Genomic DNA, 14,839 nt, shown 5'->3' with positions numbered 1-14,839 from the left:
CCCGGCTGAACCTGCTGCGCATCACCGCCCCGGCCAGGCTCGCACAGGCCGGAGTGGACCTGGACGCCGCGCCCGCCGTGCTGGCCGCGGCCCGGGACGCCGTATCCGACGGCACCCTCGGATACGGCCTGCTCATCGCGGAGAAGCCGACCCGTCCGGCTGCCCGGCGCCCACGACCGGGGCGTACGTAAGCGCCTTCGTACAGCGGGACCAGCGGGTCCGCCGAGGGTCGCAGGTGTCAGTACAAGCCGAGGTGGCGGGCGCTGTCTTTCAGGGCCGCCGCGGGTGTTGGTGGCGGTTTGCCCGCCCCGGCCGAGGCCAGCGCGCCGTCCGTCACGGGATCTCCACGGAAGAGTCGCAAAGCCTGTGTGGAGCACCGGAGTTGGACCGCTAATCTGACCGTCCGATCGGCCCTGCTTGCGAACACCCGAACACGTCCCGGGCGGCCTTTGGCGGCGCGGCCAGCACACAGAAAGATCGCAGATGGACTACTGCTCCTTGTGCCGTCGGCATCTCAACGGGGCCCTCGTGTGCCCCGGGTGCGGTGCGAGCGCGCCGGACGTCACCCCGGCCGCCCACCACGCCCACGGCGCGGACGTGGCCTACGGCGCGGCCTACGGGACGTCGGCCGCGCAGGACTGGTACGCGGCGGAGCCCTACGCCCCGGGGCCCTGCGCCCCGGCGTCGCACCACGGCCCCGGGCAGCCCTGGACGGGAACGGCGGCCGACGGCGGATGGGACGGCGCGTCCGCCCAGGCGGCGGGCGTGGCCCAGGTGCCCGGCGTGGCGGCGGGCGTGACGGCCCCGGACGCGGTGGCGGCCCCGGAGGCGGTGGCGGCCCCGGAGGCGGTGGCGGCCCCGGAGGCGGTCGAGATGGCCGAGGCGGCGGAGGCCGCGGAGGATGACGCGTCCGCCCTCCCGCTCGTGCCCGGCGGCCGGGCCGCTCGCCGCAGGCAGATGACGCGCAGGAAGAAGTACCAGCGCCGGGCCCTCGTCGCCACGGCGATAGCCATGGTCGGCGGCAGCGTGTCCGCGGCGGCCATGCAGGGCGGCAAGCCGACCGCGGGCCAGCCGCAGGCGGCCCCGGCGCCGCAGCCGGACCCTCAGCCGCAGAGCGAGGGGACGGAGGAGATCGCGGAGGGTGAGCCGTCCACCGCGCGGCCGTCCGTCTCGGACGACGGGCGAGGCGACCCGAGTCCGTCCCGCGGCGCCGAGCGACAGCCGGGCGTGACCCCCGCGGCCGACACCGGGGTGACGAGCCCCAGAGCCACGGCCCCGGGCCGGGCGCCCGCGGCCGAGCAGGCGCGGCTCGCCGTCGGTCTGCCCGCCGTGGAGGCGTCGGTGGAGGTGTCGGCTCCGAGCTCCTCCGAGCCGACGGGGAGCGAGGCCGACGCCGGGCAGGAGCCCACGGCTCCGGAGCCGACCTCGCCTCCCCCGGCCGAGAGCGCGGACCAGGGCGGGACACAGCAGGAGACCCAGCCCGCGCCGTCCGGCGACGCGTCCCAGCAGTCGGACGAGCTCTGCCTGCTGGGCGTCATCTGCATCGGCTGACGGCCCCGCCTCCAGCCGGGCTCCGACCGTCGACGGCCGGGCGGGACGGTCGCCCCACCCGGCCGGTGGCGAGGAGCGTGTGGCGCGCCCTCGGCGTCAGTTCGCCCCGGGCAGGTGTCCCAGCAGGTTCGGGCGGCGGGCCGCGAGTTTGACGAGGGAGAAGGTGGAGCGGACGATCCGCTCCTTCGCCCAGGCTGCCCGGCGGCCCGTCAGGACACGGTTCCGGGGCGTGTCGTCACCGTGTACGAACTGCACCAGCCCCTCCCGGCGCCCCAGGCTCACGCACTGCACGAAGAAGCGGTACTTCAGGGGGCCCGGTTCTCGTCCGCGGGCCTCGGAGAGGACGGTGGAGGCGGCGCGGGAGCCGGTGGGCAGCGCCGCGGCGCAGGACATCCGCAGCCCGGCCGCCGCGTCGCCCGCGGCCAGGATCTCGGGGTGCGACACGGAGCGCTGAGCCGTGTCGACGCGGATGCGGCCCTTCTCGTCGAGCGCCAGCCCCGCCGCGGCGGCCAGGTCCGTGTTCGGGGACGGGGTCGCCGTCCAGACGACGACGTCGGCGTCGACATCGTCCCCGGAGGGGATGCGCCGGCCCTCCTCGACGTGGACGCCGAGTGCGCTCAGCGCCGTCTGGACATGGGCCCGGCCCCGGTCGGAGAGCCCGGTGCCGACGTGTCCGGCGGTGATCAACCGGACCTGTCGGTCGGGGTGGGACTCGGCGAGTTCAGCGGCCATCTCGACGCCGGTCAGGCCGCCGCCCACGACGGCGAGGCTGCCGGCCCCGTCCAGCAGCCGCTTGCGCAACCCGGCGGCGTCCTCGGGGGCGTAGACGCTGGTGCCGTGGGTCTGCGTTCGACTGCCCAGGGTGTAGACGAGTCGGTCGTAGGAGAACCGGCGGCCGTCGTCGACGGTGACGTGGCGGGTGTCGGGATCGAGGGCGGTGGCGTGGGCCGCGACGTGGTCGATGCCCGTGCCGCGCATCAGGTCCGCCAGGGGGCGGTCGGTGGTTGCGCGTCCGCCGGCGGCGAGTTCGTGCCAGCGGATGCGTTCGCTGAAGTGGGCGGACGGAGAGACGAGGGTGACGTGGTGATGGGGCGCGAGGCGCAGAGACGCCACCAGGCCCGCGTACCCCGCGCCCAGCACCAGGATCCGTTGCTTGCGCTGTTCGTGTCGGGAGGTCATGCGAGGAGGACGAGGTGGACGTGGTGAGTGTGACATGGCTGTGGCGGAGCCGGGGACGACGCGCGAGCCGCCGCCCGTCTCGCGCGTGGAGTCCTGTGGCGTGGCCCCGATACCGTGTACGTGACGTCATCGAGTCGCGGCACACGGTACGGGTGCCGCGACGGAGCGAAGGAGCAGGCTGTCCCATGGTGTTCAAACGACTGCTCGGGGCGCTGGGTGTAGGGGCGCCGACCGTGGACACGGTGTTGGCGCCGGGCCCGGTCGTGCCCGGGGGCACGCTGAGCGGTGAGGTCCGCCTCAAGGGCGGCAACGCGGACTACGACATCGAGCAGATCACGCTCGAGCTCGTCGCCCGGGTCGAGGCGGAGTACGAAGACGGCGAGGCTGAAGGAGGTGTCGCCTTCGGGCGGTTCACGGTCGGCGGCGGCTTCCGGCTGGGCGAGGAGGCCGAGCAGAGCGTCCCGTTCTCGGTGACGCTGCCCTGGGAGACGCCCGTCACCGAGCTGCACGGGCAGTCGCTCGGTGTCGTCCTCGGCGTCCGTACGGAACTGGAGGTCGCGGGCGCGAAGGACAAGGGCGACCTCGACGCGCTGTCGGTCGCGCCGCTGCCCGCCCAGGAGGCAGTCCTGGAGGCGCTCGGGCAACTCGGCTTCGGCTTCGCCTCGGCGGACCTGGAGCTGGGCCACATCCACGGAACGGGCCAGCAGTTGCCGTTCTACCAGGAGATCGAGCTGCGCCCTGCGCCGCAGTACGCGCACGCGCTGAACGAGCTGGAGGTGACGTTCCTGGCCTCGCCCGCCGGGGTGGAGGTCGTCCTGGAGGGCGACAAGCGCGGCTCCGGGATGTTCGGGCAGTTCGGCGGCGGCGACGCGGTGAACCGCCACGTGGTCGCGCACGAGGACGTCGAACACCGGGACTGGACGGCCGAGGTGGACGCCTGGGTGCGCGCCCTCGTCGACGCCCGCGCCGCGTACGCCGGGCACGGCGGCGGGGACTACGGCACGTACGGGCACAAGGACGGCCACCACGGCGGGCACCACGGTTCCGGCCCGGGCATGGGCGCGGCCGTCGCGGCGGGCGCGGCCGGGCTGGCCGTCGGCGTCGTCGGCGGCATGGTCGCGGCCGAGGTCGTCGACGAGATCGGGGACGCCTTCGAGGGCGAGGACGAGGACGAGGGCGGGGACGAGGGCTGACGCCCGGCCCCCGGGGCCCTGGTCCGCGCGTGCCGGGCCCCCGCGACTGGGGCCCCCGCGGCGGCCTGGGCCCCTGCGGCCCGGTTCCGCGAGGCGTTCCGTCCGCCGCCGCGCCCCGCTCGGGCTCGGCGGCGGACGCCCTGGCCGGTCGGTACGGGCCCGCTCACGCGCCCTCGTCCACCTCCAGGCGGATGGTCGTCGCCTCGATGGCGGCCTGGATGCGGGCCACGAGGGCGTCCGGGTCGATCTCCTGGTGGTGCTCGGCCAGCGCGTGCGAGAGCTCGGACACCGCGGCCGACAGTCCGGCCAGGGTGGCCTGCATGTTCTTGATCCGGCCGCGGTTCTCCCGGCCGACCTCGGTCGCGTGGTGCAGGATGCTGTAGGCCGCCCAGGCCGGGTTCTCCTCGGTGCCCCAGGACACCGGGAGGCCGTCCCGCCTCCAGACCCGTTCCGCGATCTTCTCGATGTCAGCGTCCGAGAGGGCCATGTCCTCCTCCTTGTTGTCGTCGGGTGACCAGTCGGCCGGGTGCCGGAGCCGTTCCACCACGCGGCGGCGGATGTCCGGCATGGAGACGCCCGGGCCGCGCGGGTCGATCTTTCCCGGCTGCCACTCGTGGTGGCCGATGACGCTGGTGTCCCCGGCCCGGCCCCAGCGGTGTGCCCGGCAGATCGCGGCGGAGGCCCGCACGATCGCCTCCACCTGGGCGGCGGGCCACGGGTCCTTGCCGTCGCCGAGGTTCTCGCACTCGAGGCCGTAGAAGCGGGCGTTGCCGTCCACGTTCGCCTCGTTGTCCGGCGGGAGGGAGCGCTCGGCGATGACGGCCGCGAGCACGTCGTCGTCGCCCTTCCCGGCGTGGTTGGCGCGGCCGTAGCCGACCAGGTGGACCGTGCCGTTCTTCGCGACGACGCCGTGGCACAGCGGTCCGGGCAGGCCCGAGTAGCCGCGGCGGCAGATGTCCACCGTGCGCTGCGTTCCCGACGTCACGGTGTGGTGGATCATCACACCGTGCACGGGCCCCCAGGCGCCGACGTGGTTGCGGTTGTGCGTGCGCCAGTCGCCGACCTCGACCACGCGCACACCCTCCGCTCTCAGCGCGGCGAGGAAGGAGCCCGCTGTCAGTGGTGTCGCCATCCGTCCTCCTCACGGGCCCGGCGGTCAGGCGGCCCGGGCCGATGGCTCTGCATGGGTTGTGACCGGCGGCTCGGCAACGGGAGGTTTCGTGCCACGGGGTCGGGACCGGCACGCAGCCGTGAGGACGCGCGGGAGTGACCCGATACGCCCTGGAGCACCCCGTTGAGCAGCCGACCGGATATCTCGGATATACCCGGGGACGCCCTGTTTGAAAGGCATCGCACATATGTCCGGCCCGATGAGCCCCGGGCGTCCGCCGAGGCGGACTGACGCGCCGTCATGCGGCTTTTCTCGTGGCGGACTCGGCGCCCCCGTAGGGGAGTTCGGGCGGCTCCGCTAGCCTGTGGCGCATGACGGGGGGATCTGATCGACTGAGCGGTAGCGGTGCCCGGCCCCTGGCCGCGGACGACCCGGCACACATCGGCTCGTTCACCCTGCTCGGGGTGTTGGGCACCGGGGGCATGGGGCGCGTCTACCTGGGGGCGGCGGACGGGCGTTACGCCGCCGTCAAGCAGGTGCTGCCGCTCCTGGCCGAGGACGGCGACTTCCTGCGCCACTTCGGCCACGAGCTGGACAACCTCGCCAAGCTGCCGGACGGCGTCAGCGCGCGGCTGCTGGCCAGCGGCCGGGACGCCCGCCCGCCCTGGTTCGCCACCGAGTTCGTGCCCGGCATCACCCTGAGCGACGCGGTGCGGCTGAACGGCGGCACGCTGCCGGCCGACGCCCTGTGGCGGCTGCTGCGGGACGCCGCCTCCGGCCTCGCCGCGGTGCACACCGCCGAGATGGTCCACCGCGACCTCAAGCCGTCCAACGTCATGCTCACCGAGGAGGGCGTGACCCTGATCGACTTCGGGGTGGCCCGGGCGGCGGACCAGAGCCGCCTGACCAAGACGGGCATGGTCATCGGCACCCCGGCGTACATGGCCCCGGAACAGGCCGTCGCCGACCGCCGTCTCACCGGCGCGGCCGACGTGTTCGCCCTCGGCAGCCTCGTCCTCTACGCGGCCAACGGCCGTCCGCCGTTCGGGGACGGCTCCGGGCTCGAACTGCTCTACCGCATCGTGCACGCCGAGCCCGACCTCGGTGCACTGCCCGAGGCGGACGCCGAGCTGCGCGCCGTCGTCGAGTCCTGCCTGGCCAAGGAGCCCGAGGCACGGCCGAGCGCCGCCGAGCTGGTGGAGCTCGCCGCGGAGCACGTCGCGCCGGGACGGCCCCCGTGGCCCTCGGCGGTCGCGGAACCGGTCGCCCGGCGGTCGGACTTCGCCGCCACCGTGCCCGACGTCGCCGAGCCTCCGCCCACGCCCCCGGGACCCGACCCCGCCGAGCCGCTGCCCGAGCCGGAGCCCGAGCCCGCGCCTCAGGCCGAGCCCGAGCCCAAGTCCCCCGCCCGCGCCCGACGCAGGCGCGTGCTCACCCTCCTCCTCCCCGTCGTCCTGGTGGGCGGTACGGGGACGACGGTGCTGCTCCTGCCCGACGCCGACGGGTCGCAGCAGGGCGGGGGACCGGGCGTCACCGCACCGCCGACCACCGGCCCGGCCGCGAACGGCGGCGGTTCGTCCGACGCCTCCCCCCAGTCCCGTGAGCCGGACGAAAAGAAGGACGACGACGGGCGGGACGACGGCGAGCAGCCGGACCCGGACGGGAAGGCCCCGGGCGCGCCCGAGGACGGCTCACCGCAGGAGGGCGACGGCGGCTCCGGCGAGGGCCCGCGCGCCGACGACCCGCGCGATGAGGACGCCTCCGGCGGCGGCAGCGGGGGCTCCGGCACCACGGGCTCCGGCGGCAACGGGGGCTCCGACGGCGGGGGCTCCGGCAACGGGGGCTCCGACGGCGGCGGCACCCCGGCCGAGCCGCCGCCCGCGGCCCCGACCGGCCGCCATCTCCTCGCGAACGCCTCCGACGGCCGCTGCCTCGCCGAGTTCCGGTCCAACGTCAGCACCCTCCACGGCTCGGAATGCGGGGCGGAGGCCAACAACGGCGGCACCCTCCACTACGTGTGGACGTACGACCAGCGCTCCGGCGGCACCTTCCGACTGGTCAGCGGCGGATCGGGCCAGTGCCTCTCCACCGGTTCCTGGGCCGGTTCCACGACGCTGGCGGGCTGCGGCGGCGGCACGGCGCAGACCTGGCGGATCGGCGCCACGACCGGCGGCGGCAGCACGATCGAGAACGTCGGCAGCGGACGCTGCCTGGTCCTCTCCGGTGCCAACGTCGTCACCTCCCCCTGCGACACCTCCGACTCCACCCAGCTCTGGCGCAACCTCACCCCCTGACCGCCCGGCCCGGGGGGTGGTGAACGACCTGGTCGTGGGGGTGCGGCTGGGAGTGGATAAGGTGCGGGGGTCCTTGACCCGAGGCCTAAGGTAACGGCACGTGAGCACCGCACCCTTCGCAGCATCCGCCCACCCCGGCGGCGTGACGGTCGTGGGGATCGGGGCCGACGGGTGGCCCGGCCTGACCGGGGCGGCCCGGGAAGTGCTGCGGGGCGCCGAGGTGCTCGTCGGCGGGGCGCGGCAGCTCGGGCTGCTGCCGCCGGAGTGCGCGGGGGAGCGGGTGGCGTGGCCCTCGCCGCTGCGTCCGGCCGTGCCGGGGCTGCTGGCGGCGCACGCGGGGCGCCGGGTGGCCGTGCTGGCCAGCGGTGACCCGATGTTCTACGGCATCGGGCGGGCGCTCGCCGAGGAGCTGGGGGCGGCCGGGCTCCGGGTGGTGCCGCATCCGTCCTCGGTGGCGTACGCCTGTGCGCGGCTGGGCTGGCCGGTGGAGGACGTCGAGGTCGTCACGGCGGTGGGCCGGCCGGTGGCGCGGCTGGCGGCGGCGCTGTCCGACGGGCGCCGGGTGCTGGTGCTGAGCGCGGGCGCCGGGACGCCGGCGGAGGTCGCGGAGCTGCTGCGGGAGCGCGGGTTCGGGCCGAGCCGGATGTGGGTCCTGGAGCAGCTCGGCGGGGCCGGGGAGCGCCGGGCCGAGGGGACGGCGGCGGACTGGGCGCGGCCGCCGGGCGAGGCGTTGAACGTGGTGGCGGTGGAGTGCCGCCGGGAGCCCTCGGCGCTGCGGCTGGGCTCGGTGCCGGGCCTGCCGGACGCGGCGTACGACAGCGACGGGCAGCTCACCAAGCGTCATGTGCGGGCGGCGACGCTGGCGGCGCTGGCCCCGGTGCCGGGGGAGCTGCTGTGGGACGTCGGCGGCGGCTCCGGGTCGATCGCGGTGGAGTGGATGCGGGCGCACCCGTCCTGCCGCGCCGTGACGGTGGAGCGGGACCCGGTGCGGGCCGGCCGGATCGCCGGGAACGCGGAGCGGCTCGGGGTGCCGGGGCTGCGGGTGGTGACGGGGGCGGCCCCGGAGGCGCTGGCCGGGCTGCCGGAGCCGGACGCGGTGTTCGTCGGCGGCGGGCTGACGGCGCCGGGCCTGCTGGAGGCCTGCTGGGCCGCCCTGCCGGCCGGGGGGCGGCTGGTGGCGAACACGGTGACGCTGGAGTCCGAGGCCCTGCTCGCCGACTGGTACCGGCGCCGCGGCGGTGACCTCGTCCGGCTGGCGGTGTCCCACGCGGTGCCCGTCGGCGGCTTCACGGGGTGGCGGCAGGCGATGCCGGTGACCCAGTGGGCCGTCGAGAAGCCCTTCCCCGAGTCCGAGGCGTCAGGAGACGTGACCGCATGACCGTGTACTTCATCGGCGCCGGGCCGGGCGCCGCCGACCTGATCACCCTGCGCGGGGCGCGGACGCTGGCCGCCTGCCGGGTGTGCCTGTACGCGGGCAGCCTGGTGCCGGAGGAGCTGCTGGCCGAGTGCCCGCCGGATGCCAGGCTGGTGGACACGGCGCGGCTCAACCTCGACGAGATCACCGCCGAGCTGGTCCGGGCCCACGAGGCGGGCCTGGACGTGGCGCGGCTGCACTCGGGCGACCCCTCGGTGTTCAGCGCGGTGGCCGAGCAGATGCGGCGGCTCGACGCGGCCGGGGTGCCGTACGAGGTGGTGCCGGGCGTGCCCGCCTTCGCGGCGGCGGCCGCGGCGCTGAAGCGGGAGCTGACCGTGCCGACGGTCGGCCAGACGGTGATCCTGACCCGCATCGCCCAGCAGGCGACGCCCATGCCGGAGGGCGAGGACCTCGCCACCCTGGGCCGCAGCGGCGCGCTCCTGGTGCTGCACCTGGCCGCCCGGTACGCGGAGCGGGTGGTGGCCGAGCTGACCCCGCACTACGGCGCCGACTGCCCGGCTGCCGTCGTCGCGATGGCCTCCCGCCCGGACGAGCTGGTGCTGCGCGGGACCCTGGCGGACATCGCCGAGCAGGTGCGGGCGGCCGGGGTCGTCCGGACGGCGGTGATCATCGTCGGCCGCACGCTCGCGGCCACCCAGTTCCGCGACAGCCACCTCTACTCGGCCGACCGCCACCGCTGCGACACGGACTGACGCCCGGCCCGCCCGGGCGGGTGGCGTTGCCGCCGGGGCCGGACTGGCAGGGCGATGTCGTCGCCGCGCAGCGCCTCGGCGAGACCCCGGGCGGTGTCGGCGAGCGGGCGTCGGTGACGCGGAAGTTCGGCGGCCGGGAGATGACGACCACCTGCGACCTGTTCGACGTGCAGACCCCGCGCAGCTTCCGGGTACGGGACATCGACGGCCCGGTGCGGTCCCGGGTACACGGCACGGTGGAGCCGCTCGACGACGGACGGCGGTCCCGGCTGACGCTCTCGCTGGACTTCGAGGGGCACGGCGTCGGCAGGGCGCTGGTGCCGCTCGTCGTACGCCGCCAGGCCCGCAAGGAGCTGCCGGAGAACGAGCGGCACCTGAAGCGGATCCTGGAGGCCACCGGCTGAGACCCGGCCCTGACGGCGTCTAAGCTTGCTCGCCACGCGACGTGGGCGACGGGGTGGTGGCATGGCTCGGAAACAGCAGCGTGGCGAGGCGACGGTCGACCGCCTGCTCACCGCCGCGCTGGAGGTGTTCGCCGCCTCGGGCCAGCAGGGGTTCACGGTGAACGCCGTGTCGCGGGCGAGCGGGGTCAGCCTCGGCAGCCTCTACCACCACTTCGGCAGCTTCGACGGTCTCGCCGCCGCTCTGTACACGCGCTGCATGCGGGAGCTGTGCACCGAAGTGGCCCAGGCGCTCACCCGCTCCCGCACCGCGCGTACGGGCATCCGCGCGCTCGTCCGCGCCTACCTGCGGTACACCGAGGAGCACCGGGACGCGGCGCTGTTCGTCCACGCCTCCGCCTACGCGGGCTACCTCGACGCGCACGCCGAGGAGGTCCGCGCCGCCAAGGAGCCGCTGCTGGCGGCCATCGAGGAGTGGCTGGTGCCGAGGATCGAGGCGGGCGAGGTGGCCCCGCTGCCGGGGCCGCTCATCGAGGTGCTGGTGATCGGCCCGGTCGCGGAGGCCGCCCGCCGCTGGCTCTCCAGCACTTACGACGCCGACCTCGCCCAGGCCGCCCGCCTTCTCCCCGACCGCATCTGGCACGCGGTCCGCGCGGACTGAACCGCCCCGCGGGGTCCCCGGAGCTGCTCTCAGCCGCCGCGCGGCCCGGCGAGGGGGCTGCGGCCGACGAGGGTGCCGGTGCGGTCGGTGCAGAGGACGTCGACGGTGACGGGGGCGCCGCGCAGGACAGCGAGGGCCTGGTCGCGGGCGGCGACGGCGACGAGGTCGCCCAGGGGGACGCCCGCGGCGGTGCAGAGCTGGAGGGCGGCCAGACCGGTGTTGGCGGCGGCGACGGCCTCGGCCAGCTCCGGGGTGGCCCCGCCCTGCCGGGCCAGGTCCGCGAGGAAGCCCTTGTCGACCTGCGAGCGGGCGGAGTGGAGGTCGAGGTGGCCCGCGGCGAGCTTGGAGAGCTTGGCGAAACCGCCGCAGACGGTGAGCCGGTCGACGGGGTGGCGGCGGACGTACTTGAGCACCGCGCCCGCGAAGTCGCCCATGTCGAGGAGGGCGTCCTCGGGGAGGCCGTACTCGGCGACGACGGTCTTCTCGGAGGTCGAGCCGGTGCACCCGGCGACGTGGGTGCGCCCGGCCGCGCGGGCGACGTCGACCCCGCGGCGGATGGAGTCGATCCACGCGGAGCACGAGTAGGGCACGACGACGCCGGTGGTGCCGAGGACGGAGAGGCCGCCGAGGATGCCGAGGCGGGGGTTCCACGTGGAACGGGCGATCTCCTCGCCGTTGTCGATGGAGAGGGTGAGCTCGACGTCGCCGGTGCCGCCGTGGCGGGCGGCGACGGCCGCGACGTGCTCGCGCATCAGCTGCCGCGGCACCGGGTTGACGGCGGGCTCGCCGACGTCCAGGGGCAGCCCGGGGCGGGTGACGGTGCCGACGCCGGGGCCCGCGCGGAAGACGACGCCCGAGCCGGTGGGCAGCGGGCGGACGGTCGCGCGGACGAGGGCGCCGTGGGTGACGTCGGGGTCGTCGCCGGCGTCCTTGACGATCCCGGCCATCGCGGTGCCGCCGGACAGCGCCTCGGCCGCCAGCGCGAAGGCGGGGGTCTGGCCCTTGGGCAGGGTGATCGTCACCGGGTCGGGGAAGTCGCCGGTGAGCAGGGCGGTGTAGGCGGCGGTGGTGGCGGCCGTCGCACAGGCGCCGGTCGTCCATCCGGGCCGCAGCCCGGTGTGCTTGAGTTGGGCCTCGCGCCCACCGCTCGGCTCACCCACGGAACTCACGGAACTCACGGACGGTCCTCATGCATGTGCTCATCCTCGGCGGGACGACGGAGGGGCGGCGGCTCGCGGAGATCCTGGAGGCGGAGGGTGGCCTGCGGGTGACGTCCTCGCTGGCGGGGCGGGTGGACCGGCCGCGGCTGCCGGCCGGCGAGGTGCGGGTCGGCGGGTTCGGGGGCGTCGAGGGGCTGGTGGGATGGCTGCGGGAACACCGTGTGGACGCGGTCATCGACGCCACCCATCCCTTCGCCCGGACGATCAGCTTCAACGCGGCCGAGGCGGCCGCCACCACCCATGTTCCCCTGTTGGCGCTGCGGCGTCCCGGATGGGTCCCCGTGGCGGGGGACGCGTGGCACGGGGTCGGCTCGCTGGAGGAGGCGGCGCGGGTCGTCCACAGTCTGGGGACGCGGGTGTTCCTGACCACGGGACGGATGGGTCTGGCCGCCTTCGCCTCCCTCGCGGAGCCCTGGTTCCTGGTGCGGTCCGTGGACCCGCCGGAGCCGCCGCTCCCGCCCCGCGTGGAGGTGCTGCTCGACCGCGGGCCGTTCACCCTCGACGGCGAGCTGGACGTCATGCGCCGCCACCGGATCGACGTCCTGGTGACGAAGGACAGCGGCGGGGCGGCGACGGCGCCGAAGCTGGCCGCGGCCCGCGAGCTGGGCGTGCCCGTCGTCGTCGTGCGCAGGCCGCCGACGCCGGAGGGCGTGCCGGTCGCGGACGGCGTGGAGGCTGCCCGCGACTGGCTGCTGCGCGGGCCTCACGCCCCCGGAGCCCCCGGGCCCTCCGGAGCCCCGGAAGCCCCCGGGTCCTCCGGGTAGCGGCGCGGGGTCCAGACGATCTCCTCGGAGCCGCCGTCCCCGGTGCCGCGCCGAGCGGTGCGGGTCTGGGACGAGCCGACGAGCAGGATCGTGCGCATGTCCACGGCGGCCGGGTCGAGGTCGGCGAGGCGGACGACGCGCACGCTCTCCTCGGGGCCGCCGATGTCGCGGCCGAGGACGACGGGGGTGTCGGGCGCCCGGTGCTCCAGCAGCAGCTCGCGGGCCTTGCCGACCTGCCAGGTGCGGCTGCGCGAGCCGGGGTTGTAGAGGGCGAGGACGAGGTCGGCGGAGGCGGCTGCGTGCAGCCGCTCGGCGATGACGTCCCAGGGCTTGAGCCGGTCGGAGAGGGAGATGGCGGCGTAGTCGTGGCCGAGGGGCGCACCGGCGCGGGCGGCCGCCGCGTTGGCCGCGGTCACGCCGGGCAGGACGCGCACCGGGATGTCGGCGTACTCCTCCTGGGCGGCGGCCTCCAGGACGGCCGTGGCCATGGCGAAGACGCCGGGGTCGCCACCGGAGACGACGGCCACCCGGTGGCCGCGCCGGGCGAGGTCGAGGGCGAACTCGGCGCGCTCGGCCTCCACCTTGTTGTCCGAGCCGTGGCGGCACTGCCCGGGCCGGGTGGGCACCCGGTCGAGGTAGGTGGTGTAGCCGACGAGGTCGGTCGCGGCGGCGAGCGCGCCGCGCGTCTCGGGGGTGAGCCACAGCGGACCGGCCGGCCCGGTGCCGACGACGACGACCTCGCCGCCCTCGGAGCGCGCCGGGGGCCGGGGGTTGCCGATGCGGCTGGGCACGACGGCGAGCGAGAAGTACGGCACGCTGTCGGCGTCGACCTCGGCCAGCGGCGCCGTGCGCTCCCCGGACATGGTGGCGCGTTCGACGTAGCGGGCCTCGGGGAGCCGCCCGCTGCGGTCGAGCGCGCGGCGGACGGTGGGGTAGGTACGGCCGAGCTTCATGACGACGGCCGAGTCCGTGCCGGCGAGCCGGGCCGTCAGCTCCTCCTCCGGCAGGGTGCCGGGCAGGATGGTGAGCACCTCCTCCGCCTCGGCGAGCGGGGTGCCGAGGCGGGCGGCGGCCGCGCTCACCGACGTCACGCCGGGGATGACCTCGGTGGCGTAGTGGTCGGCGAGCCGCTTGTGCATGTGCATGTAGGAGCCGTAGAACAGCGGATCGCCCTCGGCGAGCACGGCCACCGTGCGGCCGGCGTCGAGGTGGGCGGCGAGGCGGGCCGCGGCCTCTTCGTAGAACTCGTCGAGCGCGCCGCGGTAGCCGCCGGGATGGTCGGTGGTCTCCGTCGTCACGGGGTAGACCAGCGCCTCTTCGACGTGGTCGGGCCGGATGTGCTCGGCGGCGATCGCGCGGGCGATGGAACGGCCGTGCCGGGCGCTGTGGTAGGCGACGACGTCGGACTCGGCGATGGCCCGGGCGGCGCGCATCGTCATCAGCTCCGGGTCACCGGGACCGAGTCCGACGCCGTAGAGCCGCCCCTTGCTGTTCTCACTCACTGACTTACTCTTCCTCGCTCGCGAGCGCGTTGAGCGCGGCGGCGGCCATGGCGCTGCCGCCCCGGCGTCCGCGCACCACCAGATGGGGCAGGGCGGGGGCGTAGGCGGCCAGCGCGTCCTTGGACTCGGCGGCGCCGATGAAGCCCACCGGCATGCCGATGACGGCGGCCGGGCGGGGTGCGCCCGCCTCGATCATCTCCAGCAGCCGGAACAGTGCGGTGGGCGCGTTGCCGAAGGCGACGACGGAGCCCTCCAGCCTGTCGCGCCACAGTTCGAGGGCGGCGGCGCTGCGGGTCGTGCCCAGCTTCGCGGCCAGCTCGGGGACGGCCGGGTCGGAGAGGGTGCAGAGGACCTCGTTGTCGGCGGGCAGCCGCTTGCGGGTGACGCCGCTGGCGACCATCCGCGCGTCGCAGAGGATCGGCGCCCCGGCACGCAGGGCGCCGCGGGCGGCCGTCACGACGTCGGCGCTGTGGGCGATGTCACGGACGAGGTCGACCATGCCGCAGGCGTGGATCATCCGGACGGCGACCTTGCTCACGTCGGCCGGCAGGGCGGCGAGATCCGCCTCGGCGCGGATGGTGGCAAAGGACTGCCGGTATATCTCGGCGCCGTCCTTCTCGTAGTCGAACACGGTTGTCTCGCTCATCTCGTTGCGGCGTCGCTGTCGTCGTCGCGGTGGTCGGTACGGGCGCTGTCGGCGGTGCGGCCGTTCTCGGTGGGGCTGTGGCCAAGGCTCTGGCCGGCGTGGTCGCCGGCCGTGGCGCGGCGGTGGGCGTGGGTGCCGGGCGCGGGGTGGCCGCGGGCCGCGGCGAGGGCGGCGGCCAGCTCGGCGGGGT

14 protein-coding genes and 1 pseudogene are annotated in these 14,839 nt (G+C 75.8%); 9 read left to right on the top strand and 6 right to left on the bottom strand.

Features of this window, described 5'->3' with window-relative positions:
* Both HPT28_RS25625 and HPT28_RS25620 read left to right on the top strand, forming a co-directional pair.
* Positions 1-191, top strand: a pseudogene (locus HPT28_RS25625) (methyltransferase type 11); the annotation flags it as partial.
* A gap of 292 nt (positions 192-483) precedes the next feature.
* Positions 484-1,551, top strand: a complete 1,068-nt coding sequence (locus HPT28_RS25620) for a hypothetical protein (RefSeq protein ID WP_219094214.1) — start codon at positions 484-486, stop codon at positions 1,549-1,551.
* Between the two features lie 96 nt (positions 1,552-1,647).
* Here the strand turns inward: HPT28_RS25620 and HPT28_RS25615 are convergent, their stop codons facing one another.
* Positions 1,648-2,730 (bottom strand): NAD(P)/FAD-dependent oxidoreductase, encoded by a 1,083-nt coding sequence (locus HPT28_RS25615; protein ID WP_219094212.1) that lies wholly within the window; start codon positions 2,728-2,730, stop codon positions 1,648-1,650.
* Between the two features lie 185 nt (positions 2,731-2,915).
* Here HPT28_RS25615 and HPT28_RS25610 point away from each other — a divergent pair, with 185 nt between their 5' ends.
* On the top strand, positions 2,916-3,923 hold the full coding sequence (locus tag HPT28_RS25610) for a sporulation protein (RefSeq protein WP_219094210.1): 1,008 nt from the start codon (positions 2,916-2,918) through the stop codon (positions 3,921-3,923).
* 163 nt (positions 3,924-4,086) lie between these two features.
* Here HPT28_RS25610 and HPT28_RS25605 read toward each other — a convergent pair whose 3' ends face one another.
* The gene (locus HPT28_RS25605; RefSeq protein WP_219094208.1) at positions 4,087-5,055 is read right to left on the bottom strand and encodes a peptidoglycan recognition family protein; all 969 of its coding nucleotides are present in this window, start codon (positions 5,053-5,055) and stop codon (positions 4,087-4,089) included.
* 350 nt (positions 5,056-5,405) lie between these two features.
* On the opposite strand from HPT28_RS25605, the gene HPT28_RS25600 reads away from it, so the two are divergent.
* From HPT28_RS25600 to HPT28_RS25580, 5 genes are all read left to right on the top strand, one after another.
* Positions 5,406-7,328 carry a serine/threonine protein kinase gene (locus HPT28_RS25600; protein ID WP_219094206.1) on the top strand — a complete coding sequence of 641 codons (1,923 nt, stop codon included), beginning with the start codon at positions 5,406-5,408 and terminating at the stop codon, positions 7,326-7,328.
* Positions 7,329-7,428: 100 nt separating this feature from the next.
* Positions 7,429-8,706: a precorrin-6y C5,15-methyltransferase (decarboxylating) subunit CbiE gene (gene cbiE / locus HPT28_RS25595; protein ID WP_219094204.1), complete on the top strand. Its 1,278-nt coding sequence runs from the start codon at positions 7,429-7,431 to the stop codon at positions 8,704-8,706.
* Positions 8,703-9,455 carry a precorrin-4 C(11)-methyltransferase gene (gene cobM / locus HPT28_RS25590; protein WP_219094202.1) on the top strand — a complete coding sequence of 251 codons (753 nt, stop codon included), beginning with the start codon at positions 8,703-8,705 and terminating at the stop codon, positions 9,453-9,455. Before cbiE ends, cobM begins: the two co-directional genes overlap by 4 nt.
* A gap of 20 nt (positions 9,456-9,475) precedes the next feature.
* Positions 9,476-9,859, top strand: coding sequence for an SRPBCC family protein (locus HPT28_RS25585; RefSeq protein ID WP_219094200.1), 384 nt, complete (start codon positions 9,476-9,478; stop codon positions 9,857-9,859).
* 61 nt (positions 9,860-9,920) lie between these two features.
* Positions 9,921-10,517: a TetR/AcrR family transcriptional regulator gene (locus HPT28_RS25580; RefSeq protein ID WP_219094198.1), complete on the top strand. Its 597-nt coding sequence runs from the start codon at positions 9,921-9,923 to the stop codon at positions 10,515-10,517.
* 29 nt (positions 10,518-10,546) lie between these two features.
* Here the strand turns inward: HPT28_RS25580 and HPT28_RS25575 are convergent, their stop codons facing one another.
* On the bottom strand, positions 10,547-11,686 hold the full coding sequence (locus HPT28_RS25575) for a cobalt-precorrin-5B (C(1))-methyltransferase (RefSeq protein WP_219094216.1): 1,140 nt from the start codon (positions 11,684-11,686) through the stop codon (positions 10,547-10,549).
* A gap of 20 nt (positions 11,687-11,706) precedes the next feature.
* On the opposite strand from HPT28_RS25575, the gene HPT28_RS25570 reads away from it, so the two are divergent.
* Positions 11,707-12,501, top strand: a complete 795-nt coding sequence (locus tag HPT28_RS25570) for a cobalt-precorrin-6A reductase (RefSeq protein ID WP_219094195.1) — start codon at positions 11,707-11,709, stop codon at positions 12,499-12,501.
* On the opposite strand, the gene HPT28_RS25565 is transcribed toward HPT28_RS25570, so the two are convergent.
* From HPT28_RS25565 to HPT28_RS25555, 3 genes are all read right to left on the bottom strand, one after another.
* On the bottom strand, positions 12,441-14,003 hold the full coding sequence (locus tag HPT28_RS25565) for a precorrin-2 C(20)-methyltransferase (RefSeq protein ID WP_219094194.1): 1,563 nt from the start codon (positions 14,001-14,003) through the stop codon (positions 12,441-12,443). The genes HPT28_RS25570 and HPT28_RS25565 overlap by 61 nt on opposite strands.
* 4 nt (positions 14,004-14,007) lie before the next feature.
* Positions 14,008-14,649: a precorrin-8X methylmutase gene (locus HPT28_RS25560; protein ID WP_219094192.1), complete on the bottom strand. Its 642-nt coding sequence runs from the start codon at positions 14,647-14,649 to the stop codon at positions 14,008-14,010.
* Positions 14,646-14,839, bottom strand: a 194-nt coding sequence (locus tag HPT28_RS25555) for a hypothetical protein (protein ID WP_219094190.1), incomplete at its 5' end; no start/stop codon positions are given. The genes HPT28_RS25555 and HPT28_RS25560, both read right to left, overlap by 4 nt.

Origin of the sequence: Streptomyces sp. JJ38 (assembly GCF_019303475.1) — a bacterium.
Classification (GTDB): Bacteria; Actinomycetota; Actinomycetes; order Streptomycetales; family Streptomycetaceae; genus Streptomyces.
This window is presented reverse-complemented; position numbering and strand designations above follow the sequence as displayed.

Excerpts from the sequence above, each read along its gene's own strand:
- HPT28_RS25620 (WP_219094214.1), top strand. The coding sequence starts at position 484 with ATGGACTACTGCTCCTTGTGCCGTCGGCATCTCAACGGGGCCCTCGTG.
- cobM (WP_219094202.1), top strand. The coding sequence starts at position 8,703 with ATGACCGTGTACTTCATCGGCGCCGGGCCGGGCGCCGCCGACCTGATC.
- HPT28_RS25560 (WP_219094192.1), bottom strand. The coding sequence starts at position 14,649 with ATGAGCGAGACAACCGTGTTCGACTACGAGAAGGACGGCGCCGAGATA.
- HPT28_RS25570 (WP_219094195.1), top strand. The coding sequence starts at position 11,707 with ATGCATGTGCTCATCCTCGGCGGGACGACGGAGGGGCGGCGGCTCGCG.
- HPT28_RS25615 (WP_219094212.1), bottom strand. The coding sequence starts at position 2,730 with ATGACCTCCCGACACGAACAGCGCAAGCAACGGATCCTGGTGCTGGGC.
- HPT28_RS25610 (WP_219094210.1), top strand. The coding sequence starts at position 2,916 with ATGGTGTTCAAACGACTGCTCGGGGCGCTGGGTGTAGGGGCGCCGACC.
- HPT28_RS25600 (WP_219094206.1), top strand. The coding sequence starts at position 5,406 with ATGACGGGGGGATCTGATCGACTGAGCGGTAGCGGTGCCCGGCCCCTG.
- HPT28_RS25580 (WP_219094198.1), top strand. The coding sequence starts at position 9,921 with ATGGCTCGGAAACAGCAGCGTGGCGAGGCGACGGTCGACCGCCTGCTC.
- HPT28_RS25605 (WP_219094208.1), bottom strand. The coding sequence starts at position 5,055 with ATGGCGACACCACTGACAGCGGGCTCCTTCCTCGCCGCGCTGAGAGCG.